At 59.2% G+C, this 20,775-nt stretch carries 15 protein-coding genes and 1 pseudogene; 6 read left to right on the top strand and 10 right to left on the bottom strand.

Annotation, left to right across the window (positions count from 1 at the left end; all coding sequences use genetic code 11):
- Positions 1-100: 100 nt before the first annotated feature.
- The 6 genes from CFR80_RS11695 to CFR80_RS11675 all read left to right on the top strand — a co-directional run bounded on the left by CFR80_RS11695 (position 101) and on the right by CFR80_RS11675 (position 6,870).
- Positions 101-886 (top strand): IclR family transcriptional regulator domain-containing protein, encoded by a 786-nt coding sequence (locus CFR80_RS11695; protein ID WP_110507401.1) that lies wholly within the window; start codon positions 101-103, stop codon positions 884-886.
- Between the two features lie 190 nt (positions 887-1,076).
- The gene (locus CFR80_RS11690; protein WP_010515427.1) at positions 1,077-2,603 is read left to right on the top strand and encodes an ABC transporter substrate-binding protein; all 1,527 of its coding nucleotides are present in this window, start codon (positions 1,077-1,079) and stop codon (positions 2,601-2,603) included.
- Between the two features lie 13 nt (positions 2,604-2,616).
- The gene (gene fdrA / locus CFR80_RS11685) at positions 2,617-4,158 is read left to right on the top strand and encodes an acyl-CoA synthetase FdrA (protein ID WP_010515428.1); all 1,542 of its coding nucleotides are present in this window, start codon (positions 2,617-2,619) and stop codon (positions 4,156-4,158) included.
- Complete coding sequence (locus CFR80_RS19360) at positions 4,151-4,327, top strand: hypothetical protein (protein ID WP_010515429.1); 177 nt, start codon at positions 4,151-4,153, stop codon at positions 4,325-4,327. Before fdrA ends, CFR80_RS19360 begins: the two co-directional genes overlap by 8 nt.
- Before the next feature lie 21 nt (positions 4,328-4,348).
- Positions 4,349-5,614 carry a YlbE family protein gene (locus CFR80_RS11680; protein ID WP_010515430.1) on the top strand — a complete coding sequence of 422 codons (1,266 nt, stop codon included), beginning with the start codon at positions 4,349-4,351 and terminating at the stop codon, positions 5,612-5,614.
- Positions 5,611-6,870 carry a YlbE family protein gene (locus tag CFR80_RS11675; RefSeq protein ID WP_010515431.1) on the top strand — a complete coding sequence of 420 codons (1,260 nt, stop codon included), beginning with the start codon at positions 5,611-5,613 and terminating at the stop codon, positions 6,868-6,870. The genes CFR80_RS11680 and CFR80_RS11675 overlap by 4 nt, the downstream gene beginning before the upstream one ends.
- A 40-nt stretch (positions 6,871-6,910) precedes the next feature.
- On the opposite strand, the gene CFR80_RS11670 is transcribed toward CFR80_RS11675, so the two are convergent.
- From CFR80_RS11670 to CFR80_RS11625, 10 genes and pseudogenes are all read right to left on the bottom strand, one after another.
- Complete coding sequence (locus CFR80_RS11670) at positions 6,911-8,404, bottom strand: gamma-glutamyltransferase family protein (RefSeq protein WP_110507400.1); 1,494 nt, start codon at positions 8,402-8,404, stop codon at positions 6,911-6,913.
- A complete protein-coding gene (locus CFR80_RS11665; protein ID WP_010515433.1) occupies positions 8,405-9,145 on the bottom strand; it encodes an SDR family NAD(P)-dependent oxidoreductase in 741 nt (246 codons plus the stop codon).
- A 14-nt stretch (positions 9,146-9,159) separates the two neighbouring features.
- Positions 9,160-10,359 (bottom strand): cytochrome P450, encoded by a 1,200-nt coding sequence (locus CFR80_RS11660; RefSeq protein WP_010515434.1) that lies wholly within the window; start codon positions 10,357-10,359, stop codon positions 9,160-9,162.
- Entirely contained in the window at positions 10,356-12,089 is a 1,734-nt protein-coding gene (locus CFR80_RS11655) for a hydantoinase B/oxoprolinase family protein (RefSeq protein WP_110507399.1), read from the bottom strand. The genes CFR80_RS11660 and CFR80_RS11655 overlap by 4 nt, the downstream gene beginning before the upstream one ends.
- Positions 12,089-14,185 carry a hydantoinase/oxoprolinase family protein gene (locus tag CFR80_RS11650; protein ID WP_010515436.1) on the bottom strand — a complete coding sequence of 699 codons (2,097 nt, stop codon included), beginning with the start codon at positions 14,183-14,185 and terminating at the stop codon, positions 12,089-12,091. The genes CFR80_RS11655 and CFR80_RS11650 overlap by 1 nt, the downstream gene beginning before the upstream one ends.
- 2 nt (positions 14,186-14,187) lie before the next feature.
- The gene (locus CFR80_RS11645; RefSeq protein WP_010515437.1) at positions 14,188-15,345 is read right to left on the bottom strand and encodes a mandelate racemase/muconate lactonizing enzyme family protein; all 1,158 of its coding nucleotides are present in this window, start codon (positions 15,343-15,345) and stop codon (positions 14,188-14,190) included.
- Entirely contained in the window at positions 15,342-16,601 is a 1,260-nt protein-coding gene (locus tag CFR80_RS11640) for an MFS transporter (protein WP_010515438.1), read from the bottom strand. The genes CFR80_RS11645 and CFR80_RS11640 overlap by 4 nt, the downstream gene beginning before the upstream one ends.
- Before the next feature lies 1 nt (position 16,602).
- A complete protein-coding gene (locus CFR80_RS11635) occupies positions 16,603-18,207 on the bottom strand; it encodes a carboxylesterase/lipase family protein (protein ID WP_146221641.1) in 1,605 nt (534 codons plus the stop codon).
- 28 nt (positions 18,208-18,235) lie between these two features.
- Positions 18,236-20,458 (bottom strand): TonB-dependent receptor, encoded by a 2,223-nt coding sequence (locus CFR80_RS11630; RefSeq protein ID WP_010515441.1) that lies wholly within the window; start codon positions 20,456-20,458, stop codon positions 18,236-18,238.
- Positions 20,459-20,655: 197 nt separating this feature from the next.
- Positions 20,656-20,775 (bottom strand): annotated as a pseudogene (locus CFR80_RS11625) (IS5/IS1182 family transposase); the annotation flags it as partial.

Below are 20,775 nucleotides of genomic sequence, written 5' to 3'. Positions count from 1 at the left end.
CCATTTCCCGCCCGCGCTGCGCGATCCGTGGGGCTGCTTCCCCTTTGCATAAAAGGGGGATTTGTTTTTTAACGAATGGATCTTTTAATTCCATGCGGACATGACAGTGCAGAACTCTACGGAAGAAATAAAAAAAAACAGGGGACTGGTCGGATCCCTGGCGCATGGTCTGAATGTGTTGATGGCTTTCGACAAGGACCATGCGCAGATGACGCTGTCCGTTGTGTCCGAACGGACCGGCATGGACCGGGCCAGCGCGCGGCGCTACCTTCTGACGCTATGCCATCTGGGGTTTGTGACCCAGTCCGGGCGCCTTTTCCGGCTGACGTCAAAAGTCATGGATCTGGGCTACAGTTTCCTGTCATCCATTCCTCTTGCGCAGAAGGCACAGCCCTATCTGAACATGATCCGCGACCAGACCGGGTTTCCCGTCGCCCTGGGCATCCGGGATGAACTGGACATCGTGCATGTCGCATCCGCCAATACGGATGAATTCGCATCCCCCGCACTGACGATCGGCAGGCGCTTTCCGCTGGCCTATGCATCTGCCGGACGGTGCATCCTTGCGTTCCTGCCCAGTGAGGAACGTGACGCGATTCTCAAGCGGGTCAGGCTTGCACCCATGTCGGAATATTCCATCACGACCATGACGGGACTGCGCGCGAACCTGAAGGACACGCAGAAAACCGGGTTTGCGCTGGTGGATCAGGAAATGCAGGTTGGCATCCGGTCGCTTGCCGTGCCGGTATTTGACCACAATGCCAATGTTGTCGCCTCGTTCAACACGTTTACATTCAGCAGCATCGTCCCCGAGGACGTACTGATCGAACGGGCGCTGCCGGCAATGCTGGATGTCGCCACGGAATTCGGCAAAACCATTATCTAGGTGGCGCATATTCCGCCATCTGGCCGGGGGATGCCGCATTCCAGAGGAACGCGGCGTCTACCGGCCACCGGATCTTTATTAAAATATTCCCCTGCGGAAAATTCATTTCGAATATGCACTTGCTTTCCGTGGCGCAAACCGTGTCTATTGTGAACATAAGTTTTCAATGTGATCATGGTGGGATGATGTGATGACGGGTTCTCCACGGCGGCTGCGCATTGGTGTGCACTACGAGCCCTCCAATATTGACCCCCATCTGGGGGCTGCTGAACTTGCACTCCAGATGACGAACGGGATCTTCGATACGCTCGTCAACAAGACTGTCGAAGGTGATTATCTTCCGGGTCTGGCAGACAGTTTTTCAATATCGGACGACCAGTGCCGGTATACTTTCTCCCTCCGCAGGGACGTACGGTTCCACGACGGCACGCCGTTCGATGCGCAGGCCGTGCAGGCAAGCCTTGACCGGGCGCATGACCCGGCCAACCGGTCCCAGTTGTCCGGCGCGCTTCTGGGCCCCTACCGTCAGACGAACATTCTTGACGCGCATACGGTGGAAATCGTCCTGGACCAGCCTTATGCCCTGTTTCTGGATGCGCTGAGCCAGGGCTGGCTTGCCCCTGTGTCCCCCGCATCCATCCACGGGCTCGGTCCTGATTTCTGCAGGCATCCTGTCGGAACCGGGCCGTTCCGTTTTGAACGGTGGGATGCCGGGAACTGTCTGGTCATCACACGCAATGACGATTATGCGTGGGCGCCTGCACTGGTCGAAAACAGGGGGCCTGCCCATCTGGATGAAATCGTCTTCAGGTTCATTCCCGACGATGGCGCGAGAACCGAAGCCCTTCTGACCGGCGAGGTTGACGCCATTTTCGCGGCCAATCCGGCCGATGCGGCAGCGCTGAGGAACCAGCCGGGGCTGTCCGTCGTCTGCTGGCCCATACGTGGCGTGCCGGTCAGCCTGATGATGAATACCAAACGGGCGCCTACCGATAATATCCATGTCCGTCAGGCCATTTCCTATGCGCTGGATGTAGACAGTCTTGTCACTGAAATATTCAGTGGCGAATTTACCCGTGCCTACGGGCCTGTGTCCCAGTATACCCTTGGTTATGAACCCCGGGTCGAAAAACTGTATCATCATGATATTGAAAAGGCCCGCACCCTGCTGGACGGGGAAGGATGGCTGACCGGCCCGGACCAGTTCCGCCACAAGGATGGCAGGCTGCTGGAAGTCGTCATTTATGTCCTGCCCGTCAATTTCTATCCGGAAATCGGCGCGTATGTAAAAAGACAGCTGGCGAAAGTCGGGATCGCGGTCAAGGTCGAACTCTGTGATGCCAGGACATGGATCAGGGCAGGCATGGATGGCGCCCATAACCTGATCCCGCAGGGCAAATATGCCAGTTCGTCCCAGTTGCTCAGCTTTGTCTATCATTCACGGCAGAGCGGCCAGAACGGATATGGCTGGAGCAAGCGGGGCGCTTCGGATTTTCCTGTTATCGATGAACTGATTGATTCAGCGGAAACCTGCATAAAGCCGGAAGACTACGTTCCGATTTTCAAACAGGTCCAGATGGAAGTCATGGAAGCCGCCCTGTGCATTCCGGTCCACTGCAATACAAACATCGTGTCCCACAAGAACAGCGTGACGGGGTTCAGGTTTGACGCCATCGGCGCCTACCCGCTTTTTCACGATACCACCATAACCCCCTAAGGAGCAGCGGCCAATGCCATCGCGCATAGTTGTTCGTCCACGTGAATACCATGATTCCGTCAGGCTCATGCGGCTTTCCCAGCTTCTGCGCAAGGAAGCGGGCGTGTCTGAAGCCATGATCATGATGGCAACCCCCAACAACCGGAAAATACTCGAGACCACGGGTTTCTGTTCCGAAGAGGCGCGGAATGCAAAGCCCGAAGACCTGATCGTGGCGGTTACGGCCCATACGGAAGAAGAAGCCGACGCCGCCATTGCAACAGCGGCCCAGATGCTGCAGAAAAATACGGAAAATGCCGGGAATACCGTTCAGGCCGGCACGCTGGATGAAGCGATTTCACTGGATCCGGACATCAACTTCGCCTGCATTTCCGTTCCTGGTTCCTTTGCCGCGGACGAAGCGGAACAGGCGCTGGAGCGTGGGCTGAATGTCTTCCTCTTCAGCGACAACGTGACGATTGAAGATGAAAAGCGCCTCAAGCAAACAGCACTGAAACAGAACAGGCTGCTCATGGGGCCAGACTGCGGCACCGCGATCATCAATGGTACCGCCATCGGCTTCGCCAATGCCGTCGCACGTGGCCCTGTCGGGATCGTGGCCGCGTCCGGCACCGGCGCACAGGAAATATCCTGCCTGCTGGACTGGATGGATGTCGGCATAAGCCACATCATCGGCACGGGTGGCCGTGACCTGCATCAGGATATCGGGGGGGCGACAATGTGCCAGGCCCTTGAACTGATGGCACAGAACCCACAGACGGACATTATTGTCGTGACGTCCAAGCCGCCTTCGGCCATCGCGCAGGACCGTGTCTTTGCGACCACCGCCAAAATCGGCAAGCCGATCGTTTTCAACTTCCTTGGCGCAACCCCGCCTGTTGATACGGCGGGCGCGGAATTCTGCACGACACTGGCCGAAACGGCGCTGGCGACCGCACGGCATGTCAGACCGGATGCCAGCCTGCCCTGCGCCCCGCAGGTGGACAGGGAGGACTTCATCCGCAATGCGCTCGAAACCAGAAAGCCTGTTCAGCGATATGTCCGCGGTCTGTATGCGGGTGGGACGCTGTGTTATGAAGCACTTCTCCTGCTGGGGGATATTCCGGGTGGGGTCTATTCCAACCTCAAGCACGACAGCCATGCCCTGACGGATATATTTGCCAGTCAGGACCATACCGTGATCGACATGGGAGACGACGCCTATACGCAGGGCCGTGCCCATCCCATGATCGATCCCGGCCTGCGGAACCAGCGTATCCTGCATGAAGCAGCAGATCCGGAAGTCGCTCTGCTGCTGCTCGATCTTGTCATCGGCTACGGTGCGCAGGACAACCCGGCGCGCAATCTGGCTGAAATCCTGCACAAGGCGCGCGATATCGCCGGACAGGACGGACGTAGCCTGCCGGTCATCGTGACCATCTGCGGGACCAGGCACGATATCCAGAACTACAATGAGCAGCTTGAACAGCTTGAGCAGGCTGGTGTCATGGTGGCACGCAGCAATGCAGAGGCCGTTACTTTGGCAAAGCGTTATGTCGAGGCAATCAATGTCTGAAAATCCCAATCCCCTGCTTTCCGGCGCCCCGCTTCATATCGCCAATGTTGGTATCGAACTGATTGGCGAAAATCTGGAACGGCAGGATGTCAAGGTGGTTCAGGTCCGCTGGCATCCCCCGGTCAGACATGACGAAGAACTGACAGCCCTGCTTGATACGCTGCTCTGACAGCGCCCACGGAGAACAGATATGGTAGATATCAAGACCCGCATCGAAACGGCCAATGCCCGGACGATCGAAATCATGCGTACCGGCACGGCCCAGCTTGTCGACGTCGGGCCGGCGCTGGAAATCGTACCGGGCATGCAGAAGAACATCATTCTGCATTCCGGTCCGGCCATTCCATGGCGGGAAATGTGTGGCCCCCACCGAAACGGCGTTACGGGCGCCGCCCTGTGGGAAGGGCTGGCGCAGTCCCCCGAAGAGGCATGGCGCAAGCTTGATTCAGGTGAAATCCGGGTAGCGCCGTGCCACGACTACCTGTGCGTCGGTGCCGGGGGGGGAATCATTTCCGCCTCCACCCCCGTAATGGCGGTCGAGAACACGACCTTCGGGAACCGCGCCTACAGCTGCATTTCGGAAGGGGGCGGCCTGCGCCTGCTGAAGTGGGGATATTATGATGATGCCATCCTGAAAAACCTGTCATGGCAGGCCGAGGTTTTCGCGCCGGTGTTCCGGCAGGCACTGCGGGCGTCCGGGCCGATTGACATCAAGGCGATCATCTCCCGCGCGGTGGAGATGGGGGATGAATGCCATAACCGCTCCATTGCGGCGACGCTTCTGTTCCTGAGGGAACTCTATCCCTCGCTGCTGACGCTGGACATGCCGGGCGAGGATGTCAGGACATCCCTGAAATTCCTGGTGGACTCCGAACATTTCCTCCTGCATGCCATCATGGCAGCGGCCAAGGCGGTGCTGGTGCCGGCCGAACGGATCCCGTACAGCACGATTGTCACGGCCATGGCCCGCAACGGGGTGGATTTCGGTATAAAGGTCAGCGCCCTGGGCGATACGTGGTTCACGGCCCCCGCCCAGATGGTGAAAGGGCTTTATTTCCGTGCGGAATGGGATGACGACTGCGCAGCGCCTGATCTGGGGGACAGCGCCATTACCGAAACCGTCGGCCTGGGCGGCTTCATTCAGCCCTGCGCCCCCACCGTCACCCAGTTCGTGCAGGGCAACATCCATTCCGCGATCGCAAATACGCGCAAAATGCAGGAAATATGTGCCAGCACCAATCCCGATGTCCGTATTCCGGTCATGGATTTCACACCCGGCCCGATCGGCATTGATATCCGCAAGGTTGTCCGGACCGGCATTACCCCCCTGCTGGATACCGCCATCACCCATAAGGAAGGCGGCCTGATTGGCGCAGGCGAAGTGCATGCCCCCCTGGAATGTTTCGAAAAGGCGCTCAGGGCGTTCGGTCAGCAACTGGAAGGCATGTCGGCATGACACTGAAGGAAAAAATCGAAGCCGCCAACAGGGAAGCATTTTCCCGGCTGCACCTTGCAAAACCGGTATGGGTGGATGTCAGGCCGGCCATTGACGCCCTGCCGGGCATGACCCGCTCGACCATCCTGCATGCGGGCCCACCGATTGACTGGAACCGCATGTGCCCGCCCCAGAAAATGGGCGTGGTACAGGGAATCCTGCATGAAGGGCTGGCGGAAACGGAAGAGGCCGCCGAGGCGCTGATTGCCTCCGGCGCCGTTACGGTCGCGCCCTGTCATGAATATGGCGCGGTCGGGGGCATGGCGGGCATTACGACGGCCTCCAGCCCCCTCGCCGTGGTCCATGACCCGGTCCATGACAGCTGGGGGTATTCCCAGCTGTTCCAGGGACCGGCGACCGGGCTGCAGGACCGGGCCGATTACAACCGCGAAGCCCGCAAGCGGTGGACATGGCTGGAGCAGGTCTTTGGTCCCACGCTGTCCGCCGCTGTCCGCGCGACCCCCGGCATTCCCGTAAAGCCAGTCATGGCCCGCGCGCTGGAAATGGGGGATGAATGCCATAACCGCAACAGTGCCGGCAGCAGCGTGATCCTGAACGCCCTGATCATGGCGCTATATGATACATGCAAGGATCATGACAGGCTGCGCGAGATACTGGCTTACCTGAAAATCAACGACCAGTTCTCACTGTGCGTCTCCATGGCGGCGGCCAAGGCCATGGCCAATGCCGTGGGGGGGATCGAGTACAGTACGGTTGTATCCGCCATGTGCCGCAATGGCGTTGATTTTGGCATAAAGATCAGTGGCATGGGGGATCGCTGGTATACCGCGCCCGCCAACCGCATCCACGGGCTCTATTTCTCATCCGAATGGACCGATGCGGATGCCGTGCCCGATATCGGGGATAGCAGCATCATGGAAACCATCGGGCTTGGTGGTCATGTGCAGGCTGCGGCCCCGGTGCTGCAGCAGTTTGTGGACGGCTCATTCGCCCATGCGCAGTCCGTAGTGCACAAGATGGAGCAGATTACTGTCGGTGCCCTGAAGGAGTTCAAGATCACGACCATGGACTTTATCGGCGCACCGGCCGGGATCGACATCCGCAAGGTCATGAAGACCGGCATCACCCCGGTCATAGATACGGCGATTGCCCACCGCCAGGGTGGCGTGATCGGCGCGGGACAGACCACGGCCCCCATGGGGTGCTTTGCCGAAGCACTCAGGGATTTTGGCCGGCGTTATACGGAAACAGCCTGAAAGGGGCTGTTTCCACAAAATCCGCTGGGCAGCAACGGGGTCATATGACCCCGGCCCAGTTTTCACGCCGCCAGTCACCTACGGCATAAGGCATGCCTGCCCTGTCCACTCCGGCACAGGCGATGGCACCAAAACACATTGCCCCGTCCACCATCGGTTCGATGACATGCCCCCTCCCGGCCAGGGCGGACCGGGCAGGATGCCTGTGTTCCATCAGCAGTTTACCTGCCTGACTGCGCCACCGGGGTGCCGCAATGGCGGTTGCCAGGTCTTCCCCGCGCCGGATAATACGGTCAATGAACTGCAGCAGGGTCTGCACCTGCCCATCAGCCCCCGGCGTAGCAATGGCAAGCGTGCCCTGGGCCGTCCGCAACAGGGCTGGTGCCAGTGTATGGACCGGCCGTTTGCCGGGTGCATAGGAATTGGCGCCCTGTGTAAAACCACCCGCCCTGTTGTTCAGAAAAATGCCCAGTTCGGGAACGAAAACACACGACCCGAAATCATCAAACACGCTGACAAGGGAAGACACCGCCATTCCCTGTGCATCGGTCACGCATACGCCTGCGGTATGCAGGTACCCACGCGGGCCACCACGGTTTCCGGCCCGGGATACGTCAATCTCCAGCAGTTGATCCAGCAGCGCCGGTCCTTCAAACGCACGGTCGCGATAGGCAAAGGAGGCTTCGGTCAATTCAACGGCAACGTGTTCCGCTGCGATATTATCGGCAGGATGGAAATTCGCGAAATTGTTCAGGACCATCCCCAGCAGCACGCCCTGCGTCGGCGGAGGCTGGAGAAAAACGTCCACTCCATTATAATTGACCAGCAGGGGATCGGTCAGCCCCGTCTGGTGAACGGCCATGTCATTTAGGTCAAGCGCTCCGCCCAACGCGCGAACCCGGCCGACAATGGCGCGGGCCATGTCCCCGGTATAGAAACACGCAGGCCCCGTGCGGGCAAACGCACGCAGCACTTCGGCCAGTTGCGGCTGGACATGTTTGTCACCCGCCTTCACATGTCGCCATGAACAGTCAGCGGACCCGTTTTGTCGCAGGCGCCCATCGTGCGCCGCAAGTGTCCTGCCCAGATAGGCGGAAACCTCAAACCCGTTTTCCGCAATCAGCGTGGCGCGTTTCAGGCAGGCTTCCAGCGGCAGGACGCCCCACCTGTCATGCATGACGGACCAAGCACCCGGCAGGCCCGGCACCGTGACGCTGTTCGCCCCGTCAATTGCACACTCATGACCGGATGCAGGGGCCGCCCCGGCACCGCTTATGGCCTGTACTGAATGAGTATCATCGATAATCGCGAACAGGTCCCCCCCGATGCCACATGCATCGGGGGAAACCACGCAGAGAACTGCCTGCGCGGCGATGGCCGCATCTACGGCCGATCCCCCCTGCCCCAGTATTTCCTGTCCTGCCGCCACCGCCAGAGGATGGGCCGCGGAAACCGCGCCCATACAGCCGGAAAGGACGGGCATGACCGGTGACGAATAGCCATCGGCAACCCGCCAGTGCGAACCTGTTGTCATTTATACCGCCGTGTACCCGCCATCAATGACGATGGACGTACCCGCTATGTATCGCCCAGCCTCCGAACTCAGCAGCAGGATCAGGGATGAAACCTCGTCCGGCACACCGTGTCGGCCCAGCGGGATCTGCGCGTCGATTTCCTTGCGCCGTCCCTGTGGGTCCTGCTGGAAGGTCCAGAACGGATCATTGAACGGCGTGTCGATCCAGCCCGGCAGGATGCAGTTGATCCGGATCCCCCTGGAGCCAAGTTCCGCAGTCAGGCTACGCGCCAGCCCCGGCAGGGCGGCCTTTGTCGCCTGATAGGCGGACATGCCCGCATGCCCCTTGATCGCCCCGGTGGAGGACGTGAAGATGATGCTGGGGTTATCGGACGCCGCAAGATAGGGGGCCGCCGCCTGCGTCATGAAAAACGGCATCTTGAGATTGAGGTCTGTCGTCCGGTCCCACATCTCCTCGGTCCAGTCGGGCAACGTTGCCGACAGCATGAGGGCGGCAGTAATCAGGACGGTATCAAGCCCGCCAAACTGCCGGACTGCGGTTTCCACCACTTCTTTGGCCACACCCGGCGCGCCAAGGTCGCGCTGCAGGAACACGCAGGCCCCCTTGCCCGGTTCATCCGCCACGGCCTGCGCCTGTTCACGATGGTCGACAAGGACGACATTGTCCCCGCGTTCGCGAAACTTCCTGACACTTGCCAGCCCGATACCTGTCGCACCACCAGCAACGATTACGGTTCCCATTTTATCTGTTCTCCTTATCTGGGACCAATGGCCATGGGCAGCGTGAGCAGGCCACGCAGTCCGGGCGTCAGGCGCAGGGTCGCGTCCTGTGTCATTTCCAGCCGGCCAAACTTTTCCGCCAGCGTGCGGAAAAAGACCTCACCCTCCAGACGCGCCATCATCTGCGCGACACAGCCATGGATGCCAGTGCCATAGCCGATCTGGTGCGTGATGCGACGGCGGATATCGAACCGGTCGGGTTCCTCCCACACGGCCGGGTCACGGCCGGCCGAACCGATCAGCACCAGCACCTTCTGGTGCCTGTCCAGCTTCTGGCCCTCAAACTCGAACGCCTCGGTCGTCGTGCGGAACAGGCTTTGGGAAGAACTGTCATAACGCGTTGCTTCTTCAAACGCGGCACGCGCCAGGGAGGGATCTTCCTGCAGGATTTTCCACTGTTCGGGATGTTCCGCCAGCGCACGCAGGCACAGGCCTATGGAATCGATGGTCGTATCCACCCCGGCCGAGAGGAAGGAGCGTACAAGCAGCTTGGCTTCCGCATGCGTGACTTCACCGCGGTCAGCCGCGGCATAGATGGCTGCGCCCAGCCCGTCATCGGTCAGGGCGGAACGTTCACACTTGGCATCGACCCATGCGCTGACTTCATCGGCACGTTCCAGCAGCTTGTCATACCACGCTGTACGCGGGCCAAAGGCGCCGAAGACCATGCCGCCGTAAATCAGCATCATGTCCCGGTCCAGCGGGGGCATGCCCACGGCGTCGGGAAAGACCTTCATGGGGAAGGGCTGAACCAGCTGCGAAATCGCCTCGATTTCCCGGTTTTCAAGCACCCCGTCCATCAGCGTGCTGGCTTCCTGCAGAAAAACCGTACGCATTTTCTGAAGCGCACCCGGCGTGAAAAGGCGCATCAGCACCCGGCGTGTGCGTTCATGTTCTGGTGGATCAACTTCCAGGATGATGCTTGGCTTGCGCCAGTTCGGTTCCTTGAAATAATTGGTCAGGCCACCGCCGCCCGCATTGGAAAACCGCTTCCAGTCGGTCAGGACTTCCTTGACCTGCGCATAGTGGTGCACAACCCATATGTCATGGCGTTCCAGCCAAACAATGGGACCCAGCGCCCGTAACTGCGCGTAATGCCGATAGGGATCCGCGCGGAATTCTTCCGAAAAAGGGTCCAGGTCGGAACAGACCCGTCCATCCGTATGGTAAGTCACTGTTTCGCTCCGCTTAAAATCAGGCGCTGGTTGCGTGTTGCGTTTTCATCAATGACATGGTCCGGCGTAATGACCACCCCGTAATCCCGTGCCGCCGTCTGGATCGAGATCTTTTCGTCCAGCACGTCATCAAGGACCATCTGCGGGGCGCGCTCGTGCGGAAGGCCATATCCCCCGCCCCCTGCCATGGTATGATGGAACACATCGCCGGTATTGAGGATGATGGGCTGTGTCGGCATCGCGGGCAGGACCTGCTCATGCCCATCCGCCTGCAGGATATTGACCGTAGGCGCCCCTGTTCCGCCGCCGAACAGCCCGTAGGGCGGGTACCTCACCTTGTCCGAACGGACGCCGAAATACACGTCATCCTGCAGGATGCGATAGGCACGGGTAATGCCCAGCCCACCCCGATAACGCCCTGCGCCTGCAGTGTCGGGGGCTATGGCATACTCCTCTATCCGGATCGGGTAATCCGCCTCGATGATTTCAATGGGCACATTCGCCTGGTTGGAGGCCATATGCGGCACCCCTTCCTGCCCATCATGCTGACTGGTGGCTCCCCACACACCCATGATGCATTCGGAAAACACGAATGTTTTCCCCCGCTGGCGACCACTGAAGCTGGGCAGGGTTGACCCGCCCGCACCATCGGCGGCGACACGGTCGGGCAGGCAGTCCGCCAGCGCGCCGAACATGCAGTCCACGATCCGGTAACCGGTGATCCCGCGCCCGCCGCAGGCCGCGGGATAGGTACAGTTCAGGACGGTCCCCTCCGGCGCGATGACCCTGATCGGGCGTGTATAGCCATGACAGTTGGGTACATCATCACCCATGACCGAACGCAGGGCCGCATACACATTTGATTTGCAGAAGGACAGCGGCGCATTGATGCCTCCCGCGACCTGGGCCGATGTACCAGTCCAGTCGGCCACCACCTCATCACCCGAAATCTGCAGCTTGAGACGGAATACAACCGGTTCGGGGCAGTCTCCCAGCCCGTCGATATGGTCCTCGAAGGTGTAACATCCATCCGCTATGGCGCTGATGGCGGCACGGGCAAGCTTCTCGGCATAATCATGCAGGGCGATGGTGTACCGCCTTATGCGCTCCCTGCCATATCGGCGCAGCATTTCGTGCAGGCTGCGCGTCCCGGCTTCGACCGCAGCGCACTGGGCCGCAATATCGGGCAGCACAAGGTCAGGCGTGCGGACATTGGCGGCAATGATGCTGTGAATGGCCCGATCCGGCACCCCTGCACTGACCAGCTTCAGGAACGGCAGGCGCAGCCCCTCCTGATGGATACTGGTCGCACTGAGCGAGTTGCTGCCGGGAACCAGTCCGCCCACATCGACATGATGGGCAATCGTTGCCGCCCATCCGCACAGTTCATCTTCAAAGAAAATGGGCCGGACGACATAAATATCGGGCAGATGCTGCCCCGACGCAAGATAGGGGTCATTGCCGATAAAGACATCGCCATCGGCGATATCCCCCTCGTACTGCTTCATGAGATGCTTCATCGCATCATAGAAACTGCCAAGATGCATCGGCGTAGTCAGACCCTGGGCGATGTTTTCCCCGTTGGCGTCACACAGCGCCGTGGAAAAATCCATGGCGTCGCGAACGATTGGCGAATGGGCCGTCCGCATGAGGATGATCGCCATTTCATCGGCGATGGCCTCAAAACCATTCTTGATGATTTCGAGGAGAGCCAGATCACATTCAGCCATCAGGAATCATCCCGCGTTTCAAGTTCGATTACAATATTGTTGTAATCATCAAGCCATGCGCGGCAGTCGGGCGGAACAACTGTCGTGCCTTCATATTCCTCAATGATCAGCGGCCCCTGCATGGGCTGCGTGTCCAGCATGTCACGCCGCAGGACCGGTGTTTCCACCAGCCCCCCCAGCGGACCGAAATAGGCCATGCGCACGGCCCTGTCTCCGTTCTCAACCGCACGCCCGGGGCTCTGGATTTTTGTGGTGCCACGGGGGGAGATTGCAGCCACGACGCGGATTGCGGCCAGTTCGATGGGCGTATTTTCGTGGGAATATCCGTAGCTGCGCTCATGCTCCGCCACGAAATCCTCGATCAGCCGGTTTACGGTCTGAGCCGTAATATCCGACGTATCGACCGCTATCCCCAGTTCGGATCCCTGCCCGTGATACCGCAAGTGAATGGTCCTGCGGACCTGTACGCCGGACTTTTCCTGCATGTCGTCCAGCACGGCGCGTTCAAGCGATTCCAGTGCGTCCTTCAGTTTCTCGCAATCTGCCTGATCTGTTGACAGGAGGCCGGACAGCGCAAGACTGCGCCCGGATTCATAATCCGCGAACAGCAGTCCGACCGCGCTGAATACACCCGCACCAAGGGGCACGATGACCCGGCCCATATTGAGTTCACGCGCCAGCGCCGCAGCATGCATCCCGCCATTGCCGCCGAACGCAAGCATGGTGAAATCCTTCGGGTTGCGCCCACGATATGTCGAGACACCCTTGACGGCGCGCATCATCGCAGCATTCGCGACACAGTGAATGCCATAAGCCGCATCCAGCAGGCTGACATCGGTCTGATCGCATACCGCGCGGTGGATCGCCTCCTCGGCACGGGCCTTGTTCAGGCATACACTTCCGGATGCAAGGGCTTCGGGATTAAGGTACCCCAGCACAAGATTGGCATCCGTTACCGTGGCTTTTTCACCGCCTGCGTCATAACAGGCGGGGCCTGGAACGGCACCAGCACTTTCCGGGCCGATCTTGATCACGCCACCCGCATCCAGCCGGACGACGCTGCCGCCCCCTGCCCCGACTTCGGATACGTCGATGATGGGCAGCTTGAGGGCATATCCGCCCCCCTTGGCCAGTGCGCTGGACATGGAAATCCCACCGCCAACTTCATAATCATCGGTTACGGTCAGGCCGCCGTCCTGAATCAGCGATGCCTTGGCTGTCGTGCCGCCCATGTCAAAGGTAATCAGGTCCCGATACCCCGCGGCAGCCCCCAGCCGCGCGGCACCAACCACCCCCGCCGCGGGGCCGCTTTCGACCACCGTTGCCGGTTTCGCCACGACCTTGTCCACATCCAGCAGGCCACCGCTGGACTGCATCATCAGGACATGCCCGTCAAAACCCGCATCCTTCAGCCGTGATTCCAGCGTTGTCAGGTAACGACGGACCACAGGACCGACATAAGCATTCACAACCGTGGTGCTGGTGCGCTCGTATTCACGCATTTCAGGCAGCACGTCGTAGCTGATACAGACGAAACACTCTGCCGGCAGCACATCACGAAGCTGGGACAGGACAGCCTGTTCATGCGCAGGGTTCGCGTAGCTGTGCAGGAAGCAGACCGCGACCGCTTCAACCTGCAGGTCACGCAGCCGGACGGCAAGGGCGACCACATCCGCAGTATCCAGCGGTGCGAGCACCTGTCCCTTCGGATCCATGCGCTCGGTAATTTCAAAGCGCAGGCGCCGGGGTGCCAGCGGTGGTGGCTTGCAGTAGAGCGGTTCATACAGCCGCGGTACACGGATACGCCGCAGTTCCAGCACGTCCCTGAAACCACGGGTCGTGACCAGCGCGGTCTTCGCCCCCTTGCTTTCCAGTATGGTGTTGGTCGCGATTGTCGATGCGTGAAGCAGATTCGCGAAATGCGACATCGGCACGTCCACGCGTTCGATAATCTGGCGGATACCGTTCAGGATGCCTGCACTATAATCGTGCGGCGTGGACGGCACCTTGGCCGTTAGCAGTATACCATCGCCCGAAAGGCACGCGATATCGGTGAACGTCCCGCCAATATCCGCCGCGATACGATAAGTCGTCATGCTCATTTATCAGACCGGAAAGACTGAAGCTTTTCTTCATCAACAACGATCCCGAGCCCTGGCGCATCAAGCGGCAGGAGGGCCCCGTCCTTAACAGCCATGGGCTCCGCCAGAACATCATCGTCATAATAATGGCCGGCCACACGATAGGGATGGGTGCCCGATGGCGCGCTGATCGCAATGACCGCTGCCAGGGAAACACTCGGCCGCGCCAGCGCGAAATGCACGTTGGCCGCCGTGCCGATCGCAGATTCAATGGAACCATTGACGTCACAGGCCATAAGGTGTGATTCCGCGAAGTCAGCCACCTTGCACGCCCCGCCAAAGCCGCCAGCCTTGGCAAGGTAGATGGAGAAGCAGTCGGCTGCCCGTTCACGGACGACATCATAGGCGTCATGAATGTCCCAGCAGCTTTCATCCGCCACGATGGGCACGGACGACGATGCCGTGACTTCCGACATGTAACGCAGGCCCTGCGACGGCTGTTCCACCAGTGACACACCAGCATCCGTCAGCTGCCTTACGACACGCGACGCATTCTTGCCGTGACCATAGCCCTGATTGGCATCCATGCGCAGCGTGATGCCGTCCCCCAGCAGCCTGCGCAGTTCCGTAATAAGCGAGATGTCCCGCGCGCTGTCCACGCCACCCTTGATCTGCAGTGTGCCGACACCATCTTCCACCGCCATGACGGCTTCCTGCACTGCCTCGGCCTGCGGCATCAGGCCCACCATATGCGCGACCGCCACGCCGTCACGCACCTTTCCGCCCAGCAACCTGTAAACAGGCAGACCCGTCACCTTGCCCCATGCATCATACAGCGCGATGCTGACGGCGCATTTTGCGTAGACATTCCCCACTGCCACATGGTTCATGATCTGGGCCGCACGCGTCACATCTGAAACATCCGACCCGATCAGTGCCGACCCCAGCACGTTCTGGACCATTTCGATAACGGTCTTTACCGTCTCACCGGCATGACGGCCAAAATCCCCGCCCCAGTCGGGAAGTGGTGTTGCCTCCCCCCAGCCGACAACTCCATTTTCCGTTTCGACCCGGACTGCGACAAAATTCCCCAGGTTCCCCAGCATGCCGGCCCAGCGGAAGTCACGCCGCGTGGGCAGTGAAAACGGGAATGCCGTAATAGAGATAATTTTCAAGTTCTTTTCTCCTCATGAAGAATTTGGGGTGTCCGATCTGGTGAATGGGTCCCGATACCTGTCTGGCTGGCCAGTCCTGTCCGGCCTCCGGGAACAAGCCATGCGGCAAGAAGCAGCGTGACCGACGCCAGTCCCCACAGGATGTTCCACTGCGAAATGGCCAGAAAGACAGGTGGGGCAAGCAGGCAGACAAAGGACGTTATCTGCCCGATGATACCGGATGCGAGCCCAATATCCCTTGGGGATGTAACCAGTAATGGCAACTGCGCCGTGGCGGACCCGACCAGTCCCCCAAAGGCAAGAAGCCACATGACCAGACCAAGCAGGGCGATCGGGAACGTCCCATACGGAAAAAACAGTACCAGGATCGCGAATATCCCCATGACGACCAGCAAGCGGTACAGGTTCCGGAAATCCACCTTGCGGATCAGAAGATACCCCGTCAGGACACCGCCACAGACCATGGCCAGTATCTTGGCCCCCGCAACGCCGCCGTTCGAGACCTTCAGGCTCAGCCCATACAGATGTTCAAGATAGGAAGGCGTGACCACACTGACCCCGTAGGCCACGGCATTTGGCAACGCCAGGGCAAGGGCAAGACGGGGCACGGCACGATCAAGCAGGAAAAGTTTCAGGCCCGCACGCAGGCTGCGGACTTCCACGATTGCGGATTGTGCCGGAAGCCAGAATGCCAGCACGATCAGGACACAGAAGATACCACCATCCCACGCAAATGACTGGCGCCAGTGGGTGCCTGTGGCAAACGGCACCGCCAGAAGCAGGCCACACGCATAACCAACCGGCCCATAGGTGGACCAGAAGGACAGCGCGCGCGTGCGGAGATTTCCATCAAGCCAGGAAACCAGGGCACTGGGGCAGGCAACCGCCATGCAGCCAAACGCCGTACCTTCCAATGCCATGCCGCCATACAGCATTTCGGTATCACTGGCACCGGCAAGGAAAATATCCCCCAATGCCGCCAGAATACCGGCAAGCATCATGCCATACCGGATGCCGATACGATCAATCAGACGCCCGATCGGCATGCAGGCCAGAGCAGCCGGGATCGAATAGATCGACAGTGCCATACCGGCTTCCGCACGCGATATGTGCAGGTCACGCCCGATTTCGACAACAAACGATACAAATATGCCGACGCTTGTCATTGAAAGCACGATGCTTGCGTAACAGAAGGCGATCAGCAGTGCGGATCGTACGTTCCGCCGGGCCACGGGCTTGTCTATTGCCGCATTCATGTCAGCCCTGCTCCAGCACGCGGTTGTCCATGGCTTTGCCCAGAAGTACCAGCCTGTCGTAATTTTCGATTGGCACAAGCTCCGGGGGTCGCTCATCCAGGCGAAACAGTTGCCGTTGTCCGGGCCTGTAGGACGGCCACTGGGGCAGGCCCGCGCCGTTCGGATCGCCATTACGTGCAAAGTTCAGCCAGTAGCCCGACATCCTGCGCATGAGATCTTCCTGTTCGTGCTGGCGTTCGGACCATATTGGCTGGGTCTTGAACACAAAGCCTATTTCCGCGCCATGAAACGCATATCCCGGCGGTGCTGCGGTGGCACTTTTCGCGCCCCACACAGCCGGAAGCGCATATCTGTAGTCAAAACGGTAGGCATAGCCTGTACTGACGCGGGCCATCATCATGGCCAGGACAATACTGTTCCAGTTGAACACAAGATCCCCGAATACATCGCGCCCCATCGTTGTGGGCGTCACCCCGGGTTCCGCCTGCATCAGGGACAGAACCCTGGCCGCCTCACTGCCATATATCTGATGGACAGCCTTGCGCAGACCAGCTGCCGTTCCATTCCCGATGGGCGGGAACAGGCTGCCTTCATCATGATTGTGTCCGGCCATGACCGGAACCCGGGCGCAGTTTCCGGCCGCCAGCATGCGGAAGGGATGTTCAGGCACAAGGAAACCGTCAATCACCGGATAGAACTGCCAGCTGAACCCGTATTCCTTGATCAGGGTCTCTGGCGGCAGCCTGCGCAGGCCGGCAAGATCGGGCTGACCGATCCGGCGGCCGAACGCGGCACCTGCCTGCTGCATCTCAGGCAGTCGTCCGAGGAGAATTTCGGAATCCGGCCGCCCCAGGGGCGCGCCACTCTGGGCGATGGCGCGATGGAACAGCCCGCGGGACTGGGGCATGACCAGATGGTAGGCCACACTGAATGCACCGGCGGACTGGCCGAAAATGGTAATATTGTCCGGATCGCCACCAAAGGCTTCGATATTGTCACGCACCCAGCGCAGGGCGGCGATCTGGTCCATCAGGCCGTAATTGCCCGAAACGCCCTGAGGAGATTCCCGCGCCAGTTCCGGATGGGCAAAAGACCCCAGAATACCAACGCGGTAGTTAAGGGAGACAACAACCACGTCCTCAGCCGCGAGTGCCGTACCATTATAATGCGGATCAGCACTGGTTCCCATGATGAAGGCGCCGCCATAAATCCAGACCATGACCGGACGGAGCGTCCTGCGACGCGGGGGTGCCCATACATTCAGGGTCAGGCAGTCCTCGCTCATGTCCGCAGGGGTAAAGGCGCTGTCTGTATCACTGGAAAACGAGGATGGCGCATACGGACTGTGACCGAAATGATCGGCCCTGCGCACCCCCTTCCATGCCCTGACAGGCTGGGGGGCGCGCCAGCGAAGCGGGCCGACAGGTGGCGCGGCATACGGAATGCCAAGCCATGCGGTCACACCAGGAACAGCGGTGGAGACACCTTCCAGCGCCCCGTCCTTTGTCTGAATGACGGCGGAACGGGCCTCTGCCGCGCTCCATCCGAGCATGGTCAGCCCCGAGCCGATCATGAAACCGCGTCGTCCTGTCTGCCCTCGCACCACGAAGCGCCTCCCCTATCCCATAACAGTATTAAAAGCCGGCACTGACCGTCGCCATGACCATGAACGGTGTTGAAACGTAGTAGGTGGGTGCACCACCCGCTGCGATTGTCGTGCCCTTCAGGCCGCGCGATGCATTGGCGCTTGTCTGCACGCCATACACACCCGACAGGTAATGATTGTTCGCCGCATTGACCATGTTGACACGGATTTCGGGCCGCTTGAGGAAACCGACATTGTTGAACCGGTACCCACCCGTCAGATCGAGCTGCACGTAAGGATCGATGGACGCATCATTCATGAAGGTTGAATACTGCCGCCCGACCCATTTCACGCCTGCGTTGCCGAAGAAGTGGCCATCGTCATAATCAAGTGCGAAACCAAGCTGGTATTTCGGGGCTTCGACAGCGCTCTTGCCCTTCGTGCGTAGATAGTCCGCACCGACCTGCAGGTTGCTGTCCTGGCGCGCATCCAGATATTCGGCCGAAATATAAGGCCGCAGATGGTGCCAGGGACCCGTGCCCATTTCAAAGTCAACGCCACGGGCGTGTTCCCCACCGCCATTGATCTCAGACGGGATCTGCTGTGAACCGCGATAGGTTTCGGTGCTGACCAGACGATTGGTGAAGTTGTAGTTGAAGAAGGCGATCCGCGCCATCAGGAGCTTTGAAGTATATCGATAGCCGATTTCTTCAGTAATGGAGTATTCAGGTTTCAGGGATGTATTTCCCGCCTTGGTCTCCATGCCATTATAGGTCCCTTCGAACAGGGCATTGGATGACGGGACACGGAAAGCGGTGCTGCCATTGACATAGAACTGATGATGACGGTTGAGCTTGAACGTCGCGCCGAACATGGGTAGCGGTTCGGCATTGTTGGTGTTGGCATTGTACGGCACGCCCGGCAGGGAGTTGACACCCTGACGCGTCACCATGGCTTCACGGAAACCGGCCATCATCTTCAGGCGGTCATGCAGCAGCGAGACCGTATCGGCAATATACAGCACATTTGTCGTAACATAGGAGTGCTGCGCCATGAGCGAGATCGGATGACCGTTATACGTGTAATAGTTCGTGGTGCCCCACGGGTCCAGCGGCGCGCCACTGGAGCTTACACGCCCGTAATTGGAATACAGATCATCATTTTCGTACTGGAACCAGTAACCGAATGTAAGGGAGTTATGTTTCGTTTTATATTCAAGGTTCGTATTAAAGCCTGACCGCGACGTTTCCTCGATATAAGGCTCATAGACCATCGAACTTCCGCCGATTTTTCCATCGCCATTCAGATCGACAGGCACGCTTGTCAGGCCGGAGTAAACCGCGTTTTCACTTACGGTACCGCCAAAGCCCGTGGTGCCAAACATGTAGTATGTATAGGGCGTGAAGTTTAATTTCAGATGCTTGGTGATATTGATGTTGGTGGGCAGGGACACCAGCAGCGATTCATAAGGGTTATCATGCAGCTTGTAGTATTTGGAATTGGTGCCGTTCGCCCAGTTGTTGGTGTAATTGTACTGACCGCCCTGATTATACTGGGCCAGGGTCGGATAGTTGTAGTTGGAAATATCAAATTCGCTGAACGAAATCGTCAGCTTGGACCGGCTGCCATGCCCCCAGTCCTTCAGCAGGCCAAGGTCCATGTGGGTCTTGGAATCATGACCGTAACCACGTGTGTGGTTGCCTTCCGACTGCGAGACGGAGATGAACATGCGCACGCCGGACCGACCGATCTCACCCGTATCCACACGGACAAAGCCACGCGCCATGTCATATGAACCACCGGTGGAATCCGCGGTAATATGAAAGTTTCTGGACGGATCACGGGTAAACATGGTGACGACGCCACCGGACGCATTGACGGTTGGTGTTGAAATGTCCGGTGAACCCTGATCAAGCCGCACGCGTTCCAGGTTTTCCGTATCGGCCCATTCCGCCGGATTGACCTGACTGTTATAGGTGCTGGTAACAGGGATGCCTTCATATACAAACCCCATCTGCGATGAATCGAGGCCACGCACCGAAAGACCGCCACCCCCGAACTGCATGTTGAAGGGATCGCTTGATGCGGCATTGGCGCCGGGTTCATATTTGAGCAACTGGAATATGGACTGTGTCGGCGACTGCTTCGCAATGAAATCGTGGCTGACCGTACTGGCCGACTTGAATCCCGTTTCAGCCGCGATCAGGCCACCACCCATCTGCCGCCCCGTAACACCAGTCGCCGAAATGGCGCCGTCGGCGGTAACGGTCATCAGTTCGACTTTCTGCGCTTCCGTCCGGTCTGCCGCCTTTTGTGCCTTGTGCTGGCTTTCACGGGTCTGCTTTGTCGCAACCGCGCTCTGAGCGCTAGATTGTTGCGAATATGTTGCAGCGACCACGCAGCTCGCCAACAGGAAAATTCGTCTACTAACGCTCATCTTTTTATCTCCGAGCCTGATCCGAAAGTTTTTCAGCACTGACAATGCCTTGTGGTTCTGCGGGTCAGCATGCGGATTGAGGCGATCAAAGTCCACGCTGTTGACGAGGCTATGGACTTTTCCCAGTCTTTGGCGAGCCGCCTGCAGCGACC

The organism is Komagataeibacter oboediens, from assembly GCF_003207815.1.
In the GTDB taxonomy this organism is placed as follows: Bacteria; Pseudomonadota; Alphaproteobacteria; order Acetobacterales; family Acetobacteraceae; genus Komagataeibacter; species Komagataeibacter oboediens.
The sequence above is the reverse complement of the archived record's forward strand: the minus strand, read 5'-3'. Positions and strand labels throughout refer to the sequence as shown.

Excerpts from the sequence above, each read along its gene's own strand:
- CFR80_RS11695 (WP_110507401.1), top strand. The coding sequence starts at position 101 with ATGACAGTGCAGAACTCTACGGAAGAAATAAAAAAAAACAGGGGACTG.
- CFR80_RS11690 (WP_010515427.1), top strand. The coding sequence starts at position 1,077 with ATGACGGGTTCTCCACGGCGGCTGCGCATTGGTGTGCACTACGAGCCC.
- fdrA (WP_010515428.1), top strand. The coding sequence starts at position 2,617 with ATGCCATCGCGCATAGTTGTTCGTCCACGTGAATACCATGATTCCGTC.
- CFR80_RS19360 (WP_010515429.1), top strand. The coding sequence starts at position 4,151 with ATGTCTGAAAATCCCAATCCCCTGCTTTCCGGCGCCCCGCTTCATATC.
- CFR80_RS11680 (WP_010515430.1), top strand. The coding sequence starts at position 4,349 with ATGGTAGATATCAAGACCCGCATCGAAACGGCCAATGCCCGGACGATC.
- CFR80_RS11675 (WP_010515431.1), top strand. The coding sequence starts at position 5,611 with ATGACACTGAAGGAAAAAATCGAAGCCGCCAACAGGGAAGCATTTTCC.
- CFR80_RS11670 (WP_110507400.1), bottom strand. The coding sequence starts at position 8,404 with ATGACAACAGGTTCGCACTGGCGGGTTGCCGATGGCTATTCGTCACCG.
- CFR80_RS11665 (WP_010515433.1), bottom strand. The coding sequence starts at position 9,145 with ATGGGAACCGTAATCGTTGCTGGTGGTGCGACAGGTATCGGGCTGGCA.
- CFR80_RS11655 (WP_110507399.1), bottom strand. The coding sequence starts at position 12,089 with ATGGCTGAATGTGATCTGGCTCTCCTCGAAATCATCAAGAATGGTTTT.
- CFR80_RS11650 (WP_010515436.1), bottom strand. The coding sequence starts at position 14,185 with ATGACGACTTATCGTATCGCGGCGGATATTGGCGGGACGTTCACCGAT.
- CFR80_RS11640 (WP_010515438.1), bottom strand. The coding sequence starts at position 16,601 with ATGAATGCGGCAATAGACAAGCCCGTGGCCCGGCGGAACGTACGATCC.
- CFR80_RS11630 (WP_010515441.1), bottom strand. The coding sequence starts at position 20,458 with ATGACCGTTACCGCCGACGGCGCCATTTCGGCGACTGGTGTTACGGGG.